Here is a 19,298-nt window from a genome sequence, read left to right on the forward strand (position 1 = left end):
TTAGTTGTTATCCACTTTTATAATGTCATGTAACAGCGTGGTGATGTCTGCACTGGTTGATTGGCTATTAATATCGAACTCAACGGCCCCATCATTCAACACTATGGATTGCGTATAATTGTTCGCGGCAATCGTCAGCTCAAGCTCCGAACCATCCACTGTCACTTCAATGTTTTCCAATAGATCTTCCATCGAACTGTAAGACGTCTCGTCGAGCATGTGTGACAAATCAATCTTATCGCCTGCATGGAAGTCAGTAATGACATCCATGTGGTTCTTAAACTGACCATCGACGGCAGCGTTGAGGGCGCCTTCACCACCGAAGACAAACAGGTCATGGCCATCACCACCGGTCAGAATGTCGTTGCCATACCCGCCAATGAGAATGTCATCCCCCGCACCACCATTGAGCGTATCATCACCACCTTGGCCATAGAGGATGTCGTCCCCAGCGCCGCCATTGAGGATATCGTCACCACCACGAGTATCACCCGCGACGTTAAATAACTCATGGTTGTCTTTGATGAATTCATAGATATCGACCTGAGACGGTGTTACCCCATCACGCAGTTCTAGGAATTCAACCAATCCGTTGTATCCTGCACCAATTTTCGAGTCAGCATCAACGCCCACATCTGCCCATGGTAAACCATCCGTGTTAATTGAATCACCAAACAGGATATCGTTGCCTTCATTGCCGTTGACCGTATCGTTGCCCATCTCCGCAATGTCAGTGATGGTTTCAGCACCTTGCAGTGCGGCTTTTAGTTCATCAGCTGAATTTACAATTTGGACTTCGCCAGCTTGAGCATAGTAAGGGATGTAAGTATCAATTGATCCGACTTCTGCCCACGCCTTACTACTTCCATTATACCCATCGGTATCTCTATCACCTTCAAAGTTGAATTCAAAGTAGTACGTACCTGCGTTCGCTACGTCAATGTTGATAGTTTCCGAGTGGCCCGTTGATCCACTCGCAGCAAGTGTTCCATCAGCATGGTATAACTCCCAGAAAAAATCGCCTCTAGAAACACGAACATCAAACTTAATAGTTGAATGATCATCGACAATTGAGGTCATTTCAGAAACGTATCTAGTCGATAATCTGTTATCACTCCATTTATAATCGGGATCAGTCATCACCAATTTATCGTCTGTATAGTACACGCTGCCTGAACCATCGGTTTGTGTTAGCTGAGCGTGAGTGCCATCATCAAAATGCAAGACTTTATTCGAAACATACAGGCCTTCAACAGCTTGCAATGACGTTTCTGATGTATTGTCAAAGAACATCAACCGGCCTTCTGTAATACCACTACCGATACCAATCGCATGTACGGCGCTCTGACTGCTCAAGTCTTTGAATGCCTCTAACGCGTCATACATATCCCGGTAATCCGTTTGATTGCCCGCACCGTTATCACCACTATTACTAAAGGTTGGATCCCCATCCGTTAGGAAATAAGTTAAATTCTCATAGCCCTCTGTTGGCTGATGACTAAACCAATTACTTGCTAAATCAAACGCCGCTTCGTAGTTAGTGCCCCCTTCGGCATCCATATCTTGAATTTCTGTCAGCAATTGCTGCAAGTTATCAGAGGTGAGTTGAAGTGTTAGCGCTGAGTGAGCACTAGATTCAAAACCAATAAGATTAATATTGATAACACCATCATGATTCACTAAATCTGTAGCAAGGTTTGTGAGAGCATCGATGACTAGTTTCATTCGCGAAGCATTATACTGTGACTGGCTTTGGTAACTATTGCTGAAACCATTGTCATTGCCAGCTAAGTCAAACTTCATCGAACCTGACGTATCGATAATTAGAGCAATATTGTAATTGACACCCGGTTGAACACTGACAACATAGCCGCCAATATCGCCCATCAACACATCGTCGCCTTTTCCACCTTCCACTGTGTTGTCACCGTTAGGTGCGCTGTCCGGCAGACCAACAGAACCAATGTCTGTTGATGCGTATTTAGGGAGATCCAACGCTTCACCGTTGAGGTCAACTTCTTGTGCGCCAACTGTCACTGATAATTCTGGTGATGTACCTGTCGGCGCTTCAACCACGACGGTTGCTTTGCCATCAGAATCCAGAGCGCTGACCGGAATACTCCAGCGTCCGTCACCAAGGTTGGTACCAACAGATAATGTCGCATCATCTGGCACACCGGAGACAATGACCTCTGTAACGACTTCGCTGCCATCAGCATCGTTGAGATCAACGTCGATATTGAGTTCAAATAAGTCGGCAGTCTTAACGAGCTTGCCATCACTGATCTCGTACTTGCCATCATTCAAATACAGCGTTTCGATACTGTAAAAGTCATGGAACGCGCCGGTAACCTTATCTTTCAAACGCAAGTCAAACGAATCACAATCGTCTCGCTGGATCAGTTCAAGATCAGCAAGTGAACCAGGTAAATAGGCAACATCGGTCCCACCTTCGCCGTAATATGCTGTCGTGACCGAAAGCGACGTTGAAATCAGGGTGTCGTTACCATTACCGCCAGTATCATCACCGTAAAGATCCAACGTACCGTTCGTCACGTTGCCACCAATCAGAATATCCGAACCACTGCGACCGAATATTTGCTGAACGGATTCATCGCCAATCAGGACATTGTTTTCACTGTTACCCCAAAGGCGTGCACTTTCTTGATAACCGTCATTCACGTGGTTCTCTTCAAGCTGTTCCACGAAATCAACCACATAATTATCAACGCTATTAAGCGAAGCCGTCACAGACAGACCATCCGACACGGGTTCAACGTGCACAGTCACAGTGGCTGAATCCGTTAATCCATCGCTGTCTTGCACCGTGTAGGTAAAGGTCGCATCGCCATTAAAGCCAGCCGATGGCTTAAAGCTGATCGTCCCATCCTCGTTCAGAGTCACCGTCCCAGTCGACGGAGAATCGACAGAGATAATGGTTAATGTATCACCATCTGGATCAGAGTCGTTTGCCAGCACAACAGATGGGTCAATCGTGAGACTGCCATCTTGCACCATGCAGAGTTCATCGCCCAGCACTGGCGCATCAAGCAGTGGAGAGAAGTTCCCCACAAGGGTTCCGTCTTCATATTGGCCAATGGCGATATCCAAAACGGCATTGCCACCTTGGTCCCAATAGACAATTTCGACACTGTGGTAACCATCTGAATCTAAGGTAAAGGTGTCATGAACACGTTCAGTCGTGGACTGGATACCGTCGTACTGAGCAACCACTTGACCATCGACTTTAATAAAGTAACCGTCGTCCGCATTCACTTTCAGCGAATAAGTCCCTGCTGCCAAGAACACTGCGCCAGTCAACAGCATCACACCATCGGTGGTGGAGCTCGGCACAGACCCTTTCATCGAGCTCGCATCAGAACCCAAGAAGTCTTGTAGCTGCGACTCGGACGTCAAACCACCATATTTATTACTATTGCTTAACTGGTAATCGATGTTAGACACATCAAACGTCACGTTCGGCTCATTTTGAGCAATAAGCGCCAGAGCATCTGCAACTGAATCCATGTTCCCCAAACCACCCGAATGCTCGTTATAAGCATAATATTTGCCCGAGAAGCAGTGATTGCTGGTTGATGTGTCGTCTTGGGCGATAGGCCCGTCGTTCGCACCATTGATGGTGATCGTGATGGTTTGTGTATCTTTGCCATCCGCCGTCGCAACCGTGTAGGTTTCCACGATTGTCTCGCCTGCGTTCAGGCCTTGGACGGTCGCGTTGTCGTTGTCCACCACGTACGTCCAGTTGCCCTCGGCATCGATGGTCAACGTACCCAGTTGAGCTCCGCCTTCCACTGTGCTGCTTGTGAACGTTGGCGTGGTGTTGAACGCGCCATCGCCATCCGCATCTGTCACGCTCAAGCGGCCGGTCACTTCAAGCTGAACACCCTCTGTCTCGGCATCGGTATCCACGTCTTCCGTCACGCTGCCTGTCGCGCTGTCGCCAGTATCGAGGGTGATCGAAGAGTCGTCTGCCGCACCATTGATGGTGATCGTGATGGTTTGTGTATCTTTGCCATCCGCCGTCGCAACCGTGTAGGTTTCCACGATTGTCTCGCCTGCGTTCAGGCCTTGGACGGTCGCGTTGTCGTTGTCCACCACGTACGTCCAGTTGCCCTCGGCATCGATGGTCAACGTACCCAGTTGAGCTCCGCCTTCCACTGTGCTGCTTGTGAACGTTGGCGTGGTGTTGAACGCGCCATCGCCATCCGCATCTGTCACGCTCAAGCGGCCGGTCACTTCAAGCTGAACACCCTCTGTCTCGGCATCGGTATCCACGTCTTCCGTCACGCTGCCTGTCGCGCTGTCGCCAGTATCGAGGGTGATCGAAGAGTCGTCTGCCGCACCATTGATGGTGATCGTGATGGTTTGTGTATCTTTGCCATCCGCCGTCGCAACCGTGTAGGTTTCCACGATTGTCTCGCCTGCGTTCAGGCCTTGGACGGTCGCGTTGTCGTTGTCCACCACGTACGTCCAGTTGCCCTCGGCATCGATGGTCAACGTACCCAGTTGAGCTCCGCCTTCCACTGTGCTGCTTGTGAACGTTGGCGTGGTGTTGAACGCGCCATCGCCATCCGCATCTGTCACGCTCAAGCGGCCGGTCACTTCAAGCTGAACACCCTCTGTCTCGGCATCGGTATCCACGTCTTCCGTCACGCTGCCTGTCGCGCTGTCGCCAGTATCGAGGGTGATCGAAGAGTCGTCTGCCGCACCATTGATGGTGATCGTGATGGTTTGTGTATCTTTGCCATCCGCCGTCGCAACCGTGTAGGTTTCCACGATTGTCTCGCCTGCGTTCAGGCCTTGGACGGTCGCGTTGTCGTTGTCCACCACGTACGTCCAGTTGCCCTCGGCATCGATGGTCAACGTACCCAGTTGAGCTCCGCCTTCCACTGTGCTGCTTGTGAACGTTGGCGTGGTGTTGAACGCGCCATCGCCATCCGCATCTGTCACGCTCAAGCGGCCGGTCACTTCAAGCTGAACACCCTCTGTCTCGGCATCGGTATCCACGTCTTCCGTCACGCTGCCTGTCGCGCTGTCGCCAGTATCGAGGGTGATCGAAGAGTCGTCTGCCGCACCATTGATGGTGATCGTGATGGTTTGTGTATCTTTGCCATCCGCCGTCGCAACCGTGTAGGTTTCCACGATTGTCTCGCCTGCGTTCAGGCCTTGGACGGTCGCGTTGTCGTTGTCCACCACGTACGTCCAGTTGCCCTCGGCATCGATGGTCAACGTACCCAGTTGAGCTCCGCCTTCCACTGTGCTGCTTGTGAACGTTGGCGTGGTGTTGAACGCGCCATCGCCATCCGCATCTGTCACGCTCAAGCGGCCGGTCACTTCAAGCTGAACACCCTCTGTCTCGGCATCGGTATCCACGTCTTCCGTCACGCTGCCTGTCGCGCTGTCGCCAGTATCGAGGGTGATCGAAGAGTCGTCTGCCGCACCATTGATGGTGATCGTGATGGTTTGTGTATCTTTGCCATCCGCCGTCGCAACCGTGTAGGTTTCCACGATTGTCTCGCCTGCGTTCAGGCCTTGGACGGTCGCGTTGTCGTTGTCCACCACGTACGTCCAGTTGCCCTCGGCATCGATGGTCAACGTACCCAGTTGAGCTCCGCCTTCCACTGTGCTGCTTGTGAACGTTGGCGTGGTGTTGAACGCGCCATCGCCATCCGCATCTGTCACGCTCAAGCGGCCGGTCACTTCAAGCTGAACACCCTCTGTCTCGGCATCGGTATCCACGTCTTCCGTCACGCTGCCTGTCGCGCTGTCGCCAGTATCGAGGGTGATCGAAGAGTCGTCTGCCGCACCATTGATGGTGATCGTGATGGTTTGTGTATCTTTGCCATCCGCCGTCGCAACCGTGTAGGTTTCCACGATTGTCTCGCCTGCGTTCAGGCCTTGGACGGTCGCGTTGTCGTTGTCCACCACGTACGTCCAGTTGCCCTCGGCATCGATGGTCAACGTACCCAGTTGAGCTCCGCCTTCCACTGTGCTGCTTGTGAACGTTGGCGTGGTGTTGAACGCGCCATCGCCATCCGCATCTGTCACGCTCAAGCGGCCGGTCACTTCAAGCTGAACACCCTCTGTCTCGGCATCGGTATCCACGTCTTCCGTCACGCTGCCTGTCGCGCTGTCGCCAGTATCGAGGGTGATCGAAGAGTCGTCTGCCGCACCATTGATGGTGATCGTGATGGTTTGTGTATCTTTGCCATCCGCCGTCGCAACCGTGTAGGTTTCCACGATTGTCTCGCCTGCGTTCAGGCCTTGGACGGTCGCGTTGTCGTTGTCCACCACGTACGTCCAGTTGCCCTCGGCATCGATGGTCAACGTACCCAGTTGAGCTCCGCCTTCCACTGTGCTGCTTGTGAACGTTGGCGTGGTGTTGAACGCGCCATCGCCATCCGCATCTGTCACGCTCAAGCGGCCGGTCACTTCAAGCTGAACACCCTCTGTCTCGGCATCGGTATCCACGTCTTCCGTCACGCTGCCTGTCGCGCTGTCGCCAGTATCGAGGGTGATCGAAGAGTCGTCTGCCGCACCATTGATGGTGATCGTGATGGTTTGTGTATCTTTGCCATCCGCCGTCGCAACCGTGTAGGTTTCCACGATTGTCTCGCCTGCGTTCAGGCCTTGGACGGTCGCGTTGTCGTTGTCCACCACGTACGTCCAGTTGCCCTCGGCATCGATGGTCAACGTACCCAGTTGAGCTCCGCCTTCCACTGTGCTGCTTGTGAACGTTGGCGTGGTGTTGAACGCGCCATCGCCATCCGCATCTGTCACGCTCAAGCGGCCGGTCACTTCAAGCTGAACACCCTCTGTCTCGGCATCGGTATCCACGTCTTCCGTCACGCTGCCTGTCGCGCTGTCGCCAGTATCGAGGGTGATCGAAGAGTCGTCTGCCGCACCATTGATGGTGATCGTGATGGTTTGTGTATCTTTGCCATCCGCCGTCGCAACCGTGTAGGTTTCCACGATTGTCTCGCCTGCGTTCAGGCCTTGGACGGTCGCGTTGTCGTTGTCCACCACGTACGTCCAGTTGCCCTCGGCATCGATGGTCAACGTACCCAGTTGAGCTCCGCCTTCCACTGTGCTGCTTGTGAACGTTGGCGTGGTGTTGAACGCGCCATCGCCATCCGCATCTGTCACGCTCAAGCGGCCGGTCACTTCAAGCTGAACACCCTCTGTCTCGGCATCGGTATCCACGTCTTCCGTCACGCTGCCTGTCGCGCTGTCGCCAGTATCGAGGGTGATCGAAGAGTCGTCTGCCGCACCATTGATGGTGATCGTGATGGTTTGTGTATCTTTGCCATCCGCCGTCGCAACCGTGTAGGTTTCCACGATTGTCTCGCCTGCGTTCAGGCCTTGGACGGTCGCGTTGTCGTTGTCCACCACGTACGTCCAGTTGCCCTCGGCATCGATGGTCAACGTACCCAGTTGAGCTCCGCCTTCCACTGTGCTGCTTGTGAACGTTGGCGTGGTGTTGAACGCGCCATCGCCATCCGCATCTGTCACGCTCAAGCGGCCGGTCACTTCAAGCTGAACACCCTCTGTCTCGGCATCGGTATCCACGTCTTCCGTCACGCTGCCTGTCGCGCTGTCGCCAGTATCGAGGGTGATCGAAGAGTCGTCTGCCGCACCATTGATGGTGATCGTGATGGTTTGTGTATCTTTGCCATCCGCCGTCGCAACCGTGTAGGTTTCCACGATTGTCTCGCCTGCGTTCAGGCCTTGGACGGTCGCGTTGTCGTTGTCCACCACGTACGTCCAGTTGCCCTCGGCATCGATGGTCAACGTACCCAGTTGAGCTCCGCCTTCCACTGTGCTGCTTGTGAACGTTGGCGTGGTGTTGAACGCGCCATCGCCATCCGCATCTGTCACGCTCAAGCGGCCGGTCACTTCAAGCTGAACACCCTCTGTCTCGGCATCGGTATCCACGTCTTCCGTCACGCTGCCTGTCGCGCTGTCGCCAGTATCGAGGGTGATCGAAGAGTCGTCTGCCGCACCATTGATGGTGATCGTGATGGTTTGTGTATCTTTGCCATCCGCCGTCGCAACCGTGTAGGTTTCCACGATTGTCTCGCCTGCGTTCAGGCCTTGGACGGTCGCGTTGTCGTTGTCCACCACGTACGTCCAGTTGCCCTCGGCATCGATGGTCAACGTACCCAGTTGAGCTCCGCCTTCCACTGTGCTGCTTGTGAACGTTGGCGTGGTGTTGAACGCGCCATCGCCATCCGCATCTGTCACGCTCAAGCGGCCGGTCACTTCAAGCTGAACACCCTCTGTCTCGGCATCGGTATCCACGTCTTCCGTCACGCTGCCTGTCGCGCTGTCGCCAGTATCGAGGGTGATCGAAGAGTCGTCTGCCGCACCATTGATGGTGATCGTGATGGTTTGTGTATCTTTGCCATCCGCCGTCGCAACCGTGTAGGTTTCCACGATTGTCTCGCCTGCGTTCAGGCCTTGGACGGTCGCGTTGTCGTTGTCCACCACGTACGTCCAGTTGCCCTCGGCATCGATGGTCAACGTACCCAGTTGAGCTCCGCCTTCCACTGTGCTGCTTGTGAACGTTGGCGTGGTGTTGAACGCGCCATCGCCATCCGCATCTGTCACGCTCAAGCGGCCGGTCACTTCAAGCTGAACACCCTCTGTCTCGGCATCGGTATCCACGTCTTCCGTCACGCTGCCTGTCGCGCTGTCGCCAGTATCGAGGGTGATCGAAGAGTCGTCTGCCGCACCATTGATGGTGATCGTGATGGTTTGTGTATCTTTGCCATCCGCCGTCGCAACCGTGTAGGTTTCCACGATTGTCTCGCCTGCGTTCAGGCCTTGGACGGTCGCGTTGTCGTTGTCCACCACGTACGTCCAGTTGCCCTCGGCATCGATGGTCAACGTACCCAGTTGAGCTCCGCCTTCCACTGTGCTGCTTGTGAACGTTGGCGTGGTGTTGAACGCGCCATCGCCATCCGCATCTGTCACGCTCAAGCGGCCGGTCACTTCAAGCTGAACACCCTCTGTCTCGGCATCGGTATCCACGTCTTCCGTCACGCTGCCTGTCGCGCTGTCGCCAGTATCGAGGGTGATCGAAGAGTCGTCTGCCGCACCATTGATGGTGATCGTGATGGTTTGTGTATCTTTGCCATCCGCCGTCGCAACCGTGTAGGTTTCCACGATTGTCTCGCCTGCGTTCAGGCCTTGGACGGTCGCGTTGTCGTTGTCCACCACGTACGTCCAGTTGCCCTCGGCATCGATGGTCAACGTACCCAGTTGAGCTCCGCCTTCCACTGTGCTGCTTGTGAACGTTGGCGTGGTGTTGAACGCGCCATCGCCATCCGCATCTGTCACGCTCAAGCGGCCGGTCACTTCAAGCTGAACACCCTCTGTCTCGGCATCGGTATCCACGTCTTCCGTCACGCTGCCTGTCGCGCTGTCGCCAGTATCGAGGGTGATCGAAGAGTCGTCTGCCGCACCATTGATGGTGATCGTGATGGTTTGTGTATCTTTGCCATCCGCCGTCGCAACCGTGTAGGTTTCCACGATTGTCTCGCCTGCGTTCAGGCCTTGGACGGTCGCGTTGTCGTTGTCCACCACGTACGTCCAGTTGCCCTCGGCATCGATGGTCAACGTACCCAGTTGAGCTCCGCCTTCCACTGTGCTGCTTGTGAACGTTGGCGTGGTGTTGAACGCGCCATCGCCATCCGCATCTGTCACGCTCAAGCGGCCGGTCACTTCAAGCTGAACACCCTCTGTCTCGGCATCGGTATCCACGTCTTCCGTCACGCTGCCTGTCGCGCTGTCGCCAGTATCGAGGGTGATCGAAGAGTCGTCTGCCGCACCATTGATGGTGATCGTGATGGTTTGTGTATCTTTGCCATCCGCCGTCGCAACCGTGTAGGTTTCCACGATTGTCTCGCCTGCGTTCAGGCCTTGGACGGTCGCGTTGTCGTTGTCCACCACGTACGTCCAGTTGCCCTCGGCATCGATGGTCAACGTACCCAGTTGAGCTCCGCCTTCCACTGTGCTGCTTGTGAACGTTGGCGTGGTGTTGAACGCGCCATCGCCATCCGCATCTGTCACGCTCAAGCGGCCGGTCACTTCAAGCTGAACACCCTCTGTCTCGGCATCGGTATCCACGTCTTCCGTCACGCTGCCTGTCGCGCTGTCGCCAGTATCGAGGGTGATCGAAGAGTCGTCTGCCGCACCATTGATGGTGATCGTGATGGTTTGTGTATCTTTGCCATCCGCCGTCGCAACCGTGTAGGTTTCCACGATTGTCTCGCCTGCGTTCAGGCCTTGGACGGTCGCGTTGTCGTTGTCCACCACGTACGTCCAGTTGCCCTCGGCATCGATGGTCAACGTACCCAGTTGAGCTCCGCCTTCCACTGTGCTGCTTGTGAACGTTGGCGTGGTGTTGAACGCGCCATCGCCATCCGCATCTGTCACGCTCAAGCGGCCGGTCACTTCAAGCTGAACACCCTCTGTCTCGGCATCGGTATCCACGTCTTCCGTCACGCTGCCTGTCGCGCTGTCGCCAGTATCGAGGGTGATCGAAGAGTCGTCTGCCGCACCATTGATGGTGATCGTGATGGTTTGTGTATCTTTGCCATCCGCCGTCGCAACCGTGTAGGTTTCCACGATTGTCTCGCCTGCGTTCAGGCCTTGGACGGTCGCGTTGTCGTTGTCCACCACGTACGTCCAGTTGCCCTCGGCATCGATGGTCAACGTACCCAGTTGAGCTCCGCCTTCCACTGTGCTGCTTGTGAACGTTGGCGTGGTGTTGAACGCGCCATCGCCATCCGCATCTGTCACGCTCAAGCGGCCGGTCACTTCAAGCTGAACACCCTCTGTCTCGGCATCGGTATCCACGTCTTCCGTCACGCTGCCTGTCGCGCTGTCGCCAGTATCGAGGGTGATCGAAGAGTCGTCTGCCGCACCATTGATGGTGATCGTGATGGTTTGTGTATCTTTGCCATCCGCCGTCGCAACCGTGTAGGTTTCCACGATTGTCTCGCCTGCGTTCAGGCCTTGGACGGTCGCGTTGTCGTTGTCCACCACGTACGTCCAGTTGCCCTCGGCATCGATGGTCAACGTACCCAGTTGAGCTCCGCCTTCCACTGTGCTGCTTGTGAACGTTGGCGTGGTGTTGAACGCGCCATCGCCATCCGCATCTGTCACGCTCAAGCGGCCGGTCACTTCAAGCTGAACACCCTCTGTCTCGGCATCGGTATCCACGTCTTCCGTCACGCTGCCTGTCGCGCTGTCGCCAGTATCGAGGGTGATCGAAGAGTCGTCTGCCGCACCATTGATGGTGATCGTGATGGTTTGTGTATCTTTGCCATCCGCCGTCGCAACCGTGTAGGTTTCCACGATTGTCTCGCCTGCGTTCAGGCCTTGGACGGTCGCGTTGTCGTTGTCCACCACGTACGTCCAGTTGCCCTCGGCATCGATGGTCAACGTACCCAGTTGAGCTCCGCCTTCCACTGTGCTGCTTGTGAACGTTGGCGTGGTGTTGAACGCGCCATCGCCATCCGCATCTGTCACGCTCAAGCGGCCGGTCACTTCAAGCTGAACACCCTCTGTCTCGGCATCGGTATCCACGTCTTCCGTCACGCTGCCTGTCGCGCTGTCGCCAGTATCGAGGGTGATCGAAGAGTCGTCTGCCGCACCATTGATGGTGATCGTGATGGTTTGTGTATCTTTGCCATCCGCCGTCGCAACCGTGTAGGTTTCCACGATTGTCTCGCCTGCGTTCAGGCCTTGGACGGTCGCGTTGTCGTTGTCCACCACGTACGTCCAGTTGCCCTCGGCATCGATGGTCAACGTACCCAGTTGAGCTCCGCCTTCCACTGTGCTGCTTGTGAACGTTGGCGTGGTGTTGAACGCGCCATCGCCATCCGCATCTGTCACGCTCAAGCGGCCGGTCACTTCAAGCTGAACACCCTCTGTCTCGGCATCGGTATCCACGTCTTCCGTCACGCTGCCTGTCGCGCTGTCGCCAGTATCGAGGGTGATCGAAGAGTCGTCTGCCGCACCATTGATGGTGATCGTGATGGTTTGTGTATCTTTGCCATCCGCCGTCGCAACCGTGTAGGTTTCCACGATTGTCTCGCCTGCGTTCAGGCCTTGGACGGTCGCGTTGTCGTTGTCCACCACGTACGTCCAGTTGCCCTCGGCATCGATGGTCAACGTACCCAGTTGAGCTCCGCCTTCCACTGTGCTGCTTGTGAACGTTGGCGTGGTGTTGAACGCGCCATCGCCATCCGCATCTGTCACGCTCAAGCGGCCGGTCACTTCAAGCTGAACACCCTCTGTCTCGGCATCGGTATCCACGTCTTCCGTCACGCTGCCTGTCGCGCTGTCGCCAGTATCGAGGGTGATCGAAGAGTCGTCTGCCGCACCATTGATGGTGATCGTGATGGTTTGTGTATCTTTGCCATCCGCCGTCGCAACCGTGTAGGTTTCCACGATTGTCTCGCCTGCGTTCAGGCCTTGGACGGTCGCGTTGTCGTTGTCCACCACGTACGTCCAGTTGCCCTCGGCATCGATGGTCAACGTACCCAGTTGAGCTCCGCCTTCCACTGTGCTGCTTGTGAACGTTGGCGTGGTGTTGAACGCGCCATCGCCATCCGCATCTGTCACGCTCAAGCGGCCGGTCACTTCAAGCTGAACACCCTCTGTCTCGGCATCGGTATCCACGTCTTCCGTCACGCTGCCTGTCGCGCTGTCGCCAGTATCGAGGGTGATCGAAGAGTCGTCTGCCGCACCATTGATGGTGATCGTGATGGTTTGTGTATCTTTGCCATCCGCCGTCGCAACCGTGTAGGTTTCCACGATTGTCTCGCCTGCGTTCAGGCCTTGGACGGTCGCGTTGTCGTTGTCCACCACGTACGTCCAGTTGCCCTCGGCATCGATGGTCAACGTACCCAGTTGAGCTCCGCCTTCCACTGTGCTGCTTGTGAACGTTGGCGTGGTGTTGAACGCGCCATCGCCATCCGCATCTGTCACGCTCAAGCGGCCGGTCACTTCAAGCTGAACACCCTCTGTCTCGGCATCGGTATCCACGTCTTCCGTCACGCTGCCTGTCGCGCTGTCGCCAGTATCGAGGGTGATCGAAGAGTCGTCTGCCGCACCATTGATGGTGATCGTGATGGTTTGTGTATCTTTGCCATCCGCCGTCGCAACCGTGTAGGTTTCCACGATTGTCTCGCCTGCGTTCAGGCCTTGGACGGTCGCGTTGTCGTTGTCCACCACGTACGTCCAGTTGCCCTCGGCATCGATGGTCAACGTACCCAGTTGAGCTCCGCCTTCCACTGTGCTGCTTGTGAACGTTGGCGTGGTGTTGAACGCGCCATCGCCATCCGCATCTGTCACGCTCAAGCGGCCGGTCACTTCAAGCTGAACACCCTCTGTCTCGGCATCGGTATCCACGTCTTCCGTCACGCTGCCTGTCGCGCTGTCGCCAGTATCGAGGGTGATCGAAGAGTCGTCTGCCGCACCATTGATGGTGATCGTGATGGTTTGTGTATCTTTGCCATCCGCCGTCGCAACCGTGTAGGTTTCCACGATTGTCTCGCCTGCGTTCAGGCCTTGGACGGTCGCGTTGTCGTTGTCCACCACGTACGTCCAGTTGCCCTCGGCATCGATGGTCAACGTACCCAGTTGAGCTCCGCCTTCCACTGTGCTGCTTGTGAACGTTGGCGTGGTGTTGAACGCGCCATCGCCATCCGCATCTGTCACGCTCAAGCGGCCGGTCACTTCAAGCTGAACACCCTCTGTCTCGGCATCGGTATCCACGTCTTCCGTCACGCTGCCTGTCGCGCTGTCGCCAGTATCGAGGGTGATCGAAGAGTCGTCTGCCGCACCATTGATGGTGATCGTGATGGTTTGTGTATCTTTGCCATCCGCCGTCGCAACCGTGTAGGTTTCCACGATTGTCTCGCCTGCGTTCAGGCCTTGGACGGTCGCGTTGTCGTTGTCCACCACGTACGTCCAGTTGCCCTCGGCATCGATGGTCAACGTACCCAGTTGAGCTCCGCCTTCCACTGTGCTGCTTGTGAACGTTGGCGTGGTGTTGAACGCGCCATCGCCATCCGCATCTGTCACGCTCAAGCGGCCGGTCACTTCAAGCTGAACACCCTCTGTCTCGGCATCGGTATCCACGTCTTCCGTCACGCTGCCTGTCGCGCTGTCGCCAGTATCGAGGGTGATCGAAGAGTCGTCTGCCGCACCATTGATGGTGATCGTGATGGTTTGTGTATCTTTGCCATCCGCCGTCGCAACCGTGTAGGTTTCCACGATTGTCTCGCCTGCGTTCAGGCCTTGGACGGTCGCGTTGTCGTTGTCCACCACGTACGTCCAGTTGCCCTCGGCATCGATGGTCAACGTACCCAGTTGAGCTCCGCCTTCCACTGTGCTGCTTGTGAACGTTGGCGTGGTGTTGAACGCGCCATCGCCATCCGCATCTGTCACGCTCAAGCGGCCGGTCACTTCAAGCTGAACACCCTCTGTCTCGGCATCGGTATCCACGTCTTCCGTCACGCTGCCTGTCGCGCTGTCGCCAGTATCGAGGGTGATCGAAGAGTCGTCTGCCGCACCATTGATGGTGATCGTGATGGTTTGTGTATCTTTGCCATCCGCCGTCGCAACCGTGTAGGTTTCCACGATTGTCTCGCCTGCGTTCAGGCCTTGGACGGTCGCGTTGTCGTTGTCCACCACGTACGTCCAGTTGCCCTCGGCATCGATGGTCAACGTACCCAGTTGAGCTCCGCCTTCCACTGTGCTGCTTGTGAACGTTGGCGTGGTGTTGAACGCGCCATCGCCATCCGCATCTGTCACGCTCAAGCGGCCGGTCACTTCAAGCTGAACACCCTCTGTCTCGGCATCGGTATCCACGTCTTCCGTCACGCTGCCTGTCGCGCTGTCGCCAGTATCGAGGGTGATCGAAGAGTCGTCTGCCGCACCATTGATGGTGATCGTGATGGTTTGTGTATCTTTGCCATCCGCCGTCGCAACCGTGTAGGTTTCCACGATTGTCTCGCCTGCGTTCAGGCCTTGGACGGTCGCGTTGTCGTTGTCCACCACGTACGTCCAGTTGCCCTCGGCATCGATGGTCAACGTACCCAGTTGAGCTCCGCCTTCCACTGTGCTGCTTGTGAACGTTGGCGTGGTGTTGAACGCGCCATCGCCATCCGCATCTGTCACGCTCAAGCGGCCGGTCACTTCAAGCTGAACACCCTCTGTCTCGGCATCGGTATCCACGTCTTCCGTCACGCTGCCTGTCGCGCTGTCGCCAGTATCGAGGGTGATCGAAGAGTCGTCTGCCGCACCATTGATGGTGATCGTGATGGTTTGTGTATCTTTGCCATCCGCCGTCGCAACCGTGTAGGTTTCCACGATTGTCTCGCCTGCGTTCAGGCCTTGGACGGTCGCGTTGTCGTTGTCCACCACGTACGTCCAGTTGCCCTCGGCATCGATGGTCAACGTACCCAGTTGAGCTCCGCCTTCCACTGTGCTGCTTGTGAACGTTGGCGTGGTGTTGAACGCGCCATCGCCATCCGCATCTGTCACGCTCAAGCGGCCGGTCACTTCAAGCTGAACACCCTCTGTCTCGGCATCGGTATCCACGTCTTCCGTCACGCTGCCTGTCGCGCTGTCGCCAGTATCGAGGGTGATCGAAGAGTCGTCTGCCGCACCATTGATGGTGATCGTGATGGTTTGTGTATCTTTGCCATCCGCCGTCGCAACCGTGTAGGTTTCCACGATTGTCTCGCCTGCGTTCAGGCCTTGGACGGTCGCGTTGTCGTTGTCCACCACGTACGTCCAGTTGCCCTCGGCATCGATGGTCAACGTACCCAGTTGAGCTCCGCCTTCCACTGTGCTGCTTGTGAACGTTGGCGTGGTGTTGAACGCGCCATCGCCATCCGCATCTGTCACGCTCAAGCGGCCGGTCACTTCAAGCTGAACACCCTCTGTCTCGGCATCGGTATCCACGTCTTCCGTCACGCTGCCTGTCGCGCTGTCGCCAGTATCGAGGGTGATCGAAGAGTCGTCTGCCGCACCATTGATGGTGATCGTGATGGTTTGTGTATCTTTGCCATCCGCCGTCGCAACCGTGTAGGTTTCCACGATTGTCTCGCCTGCGTTCAGGCCTTGGACGGTCGCGTTGTCGTTGTCCACCACGTACGTCCAGTTGCCCTCGGCATCGATGGTCAACGTACCCAGTTGAGCTCCGCCTTCCACTGTGCTGCTTGTGAACGTTGGCGTGGTGTTGAACGCGCCATCGCCATCCGCATCTGTCACGCTCAAGCGGCCGGTCACTTCAAGCTGAACACCCTCTGTCTCGGCATCGGTATCCACGTCTTCCGTCACGCTGCCTGTCGCGCTGTCGCCAGTATCGAGGGTGATCGAAGAGTCGTCTGCCGCACCATTGATGGTGATCGTGATGGTTTGTGTATCTTTGCCATCCGCCGTCGCAACCGTGTAGGTTTCCACGATTGTCTCGCCTGCGTTCAGGCCTTGGACGGTCGCGTTGTCGTTGTCCACCACGTACGTCCAGTTGCCCTCGGCATCGATGGTCAACGTACCCAGTTGAGCTCCGCCTTCCACTGTGCTGCTTGTGAACGTTGGCGTGGTGTTGAACGCGCCATCGCCATCCGCATCTGTCACGCTCAAGCGGCCGGTCACTTCAAGCTGAACACCCTCTGTCTCGGCATCGGTATCCACGTCTTCCGTCACGCTGCCTGTCGCGCTGTCGCCAGTATCGAGGGTGATCGAAGAGTCGTCTGCCGCACCATTGATGGTGATCGTGATGGTTTGTGTATCTTTGCCATCCGCCGTCGCAACCGTGTAGGTTTCCACGATTGTCTCGCCTGCGTTCAGGCCTTGGACGGTCGCGTTGTCGTTGTCCACCACGTACGTCCAGTTGCCCTCGGCATCGATGGTCAACGTACCCAGTTGAGCTCCGCCTTCCACTGTGCTGCTTGTGAACGTTGGCGTGGTGTTGAACGCGCCATCGCCATCCGCATCTGTCACGCTCAAGCGGCCGGTCACTTCAAGCTGAACACCCTCTGTCTCGGCATCGGTATCCACGTCTTCCGTCACGCTGCCTGTCGCGCTGTCGCCAGTATCGAGGGTGATCGAAGAGTCGTCTGCCGCACCATTGATGGTGATCGTGATGGTTTGTGTATCTTTGCCATCCGCCGTCGCAACCGTGTAGGTTTCCACGATTGTCTCGCCTGCGTTCAGGCCTTGGACGGTCGCGTTGTCGTTGTCCACCACGTACGTCCAGTTGCCCTCGGCATCGATGGTCAACGTACCCAGTTGAGCTCCGCCTTCCACTGTGCTGCTTGTGAACGTTGGCGTGGTGTTGAACGCGCCATCGCCATCCGCATCTGTCACGCTCAAGCGGCCGGTCACTTCAAGCTGAACACCCTCTGTCTCGGCATCGGTATCCACGTCTTCCGTCACGCTGCCTGTCGCGCTGTCGCCAGTATCGAGGGTGATCGAAGAGTCGTCTGCCGCACCATTGATGGTGATCGTGATGGTTTGTGTATCTTTGCCATCCGCCGTCGCAACCGTGTAGGTTTCCACGATTGTCTCGCCTGCGTTCAGGCCTTGGACGGTCGCGTTGTCGTTGTCCACCACGTACGTCCAGTTGCCCTCGGCATCGATGGTCAACGTACCCAGTTGAGCTCCGCCTTCCACTGTGCTGCTTGTGAACGTTGGCGTGGTGTTGAACGCGCCATCGCCATCCGCATCTGTCACGCTCAAGCGGCCGGTCACTTCAAGCTGAACACCCTCTGTCTCGGCATCGGTATCCACGTCTTCCGTCACGCTGCCTGTCGCGCTGTCGCCAGTATCGAGGGTGATCGAAGAGTCGTCTGCCGCACCATTGATGGTGATCGTGATGGTTTGTGTATCTTTGCCATCCGCCGTCGCAACCGTGTAGGTTTCCACGATTGTCTCGCCTGCGTTCAGGCCTTGGACGGTCGCGTTGTCGTTGTCCACCACGTACGTCCAGTTGCCCTCGGCATCGATGGTCAACGTACCCAGTTGAGCTCCGCCTTCCACTGTGCTGCTTGTGAACGTTGGCGTGGTGTTGAACGCGCCATCGCCATCCGCATCTGTCACGCTCAAGCGGCCGGTCACTTCAAGCTGAACACCCTCTGTCTCGGCATCGGTATCCACGTCTTCCGTCACGCTGCCTGTCGCGCTGTCGCCAGTATCGAGGGTGATCGAAGAGTCGTCTGCCGCACCATTGATGGTGATCGTGATGGTTTGTGTATCTTTGCCATCCGCCGTCGCAACCGTGTAGGTTTCCACGATTGTCTCGCCTGCGTTCAGGCCTTGGACGGTCGCGTTGTCGTTGTCCACCACGTACGTCCAGTTGCCCTCGGCATCGATGGTCAACGTACCCAGTTGAGCTCCGCCTTCCACTGTGCTGCTTGTGAACGTTGGCGTGGTGTTGAACGCGCCATCGCCATCCGCATCTGTCACGCTCAAGCGGCCGGTCACTTCAAGCTGAACACCCTCTGTCTCGGCATCGGTATCCACGTCTTCCGTCACGCTGCCTGTCGCGCTGTCGCCAGTATCGAGGGTGATCGAAGAGTCGTCTGCCGCACCATTGATGGTGATCGTGATGGTTTGTGTATCTTTGCCATCCGCCGTCGCAACCGTGTAGGTTTCCACGATTGTCTCGCCTGCGTTCAGGCCTTGGACGGTCGCGTTGTCGTTGTCCACCACGTACGTCCAGTTGCCCTCGGCATCGATGGTCAACGTACCCAGTTGAGCTCCGCCTTCCACTGTGCTGCTTGTGAACGTTGGCGTGGTGTTGAACGCGCCATCGCCATCCGCATCTGTCACGCTCAAGCGGCCGGTCACTTCAAGCTGAACACCCTCTGTCTCGGCATCGGTATCCACGTCTTCCGTCACGCTGCCTGTCGCGCTGTCGCCAGTATCGAGGGTGATCGAAGAGTCGTCTGCCGCACCATTGATGGTGATCGTGATGGTTTGTGTATCTTTGCCATCCGCCGTCGCAACCGTGTAGGTTTCCACGATTGTCTCGCCTGCGTTCAGGCCTTGGACGGTCGCGTTGTCGTTGTCCACCACGTACGTCCAGTTGCCCTCGGCATCGATGGTCAACGTACCCAGTTGAGCTCCGCCTTCCACTGTGCTGCTTGTGAACGTTGGCGTGGTGTTGAACGCGCCATCGCCATCCGCATCTGTCACGCTCAAGCGGCCGGTCACTTCAAGCTGAACACCCTCTGTCTCGGCATCGGTAT

The 19,298-nt window shown here is 56.5% G+C and carries 1 protein-coding gene (only partly in view); it reads right to left on the bottom strand.

Features of this window, described 5'->3' with window-relative positions; genetic code table 11:
• Positions 1–19,298 carry the 3' portion of a VCBS domain-containing protein gene (locus ACS18Q_RS19130; protein WP_441257685.1) on the bottom strand. The gene runs 14,758 nt beyond the window's last position, so only the last 19,298 of its 34,056 coding nucleotides appear in the window; the start codon falls outside the window, past its right edge; it ends in the stop codon at positions 1–3.

Origin of the sequence: Vibrio sp. Vf1514 (assembly GCF_052076135.1) — a bacterium.
Lineage (GTDB): Bacteria > Pseudomonadota > Gammaproteobacteria > Enterobacterales > Vibrionaceae > Vibrio > Vibrio furnissii.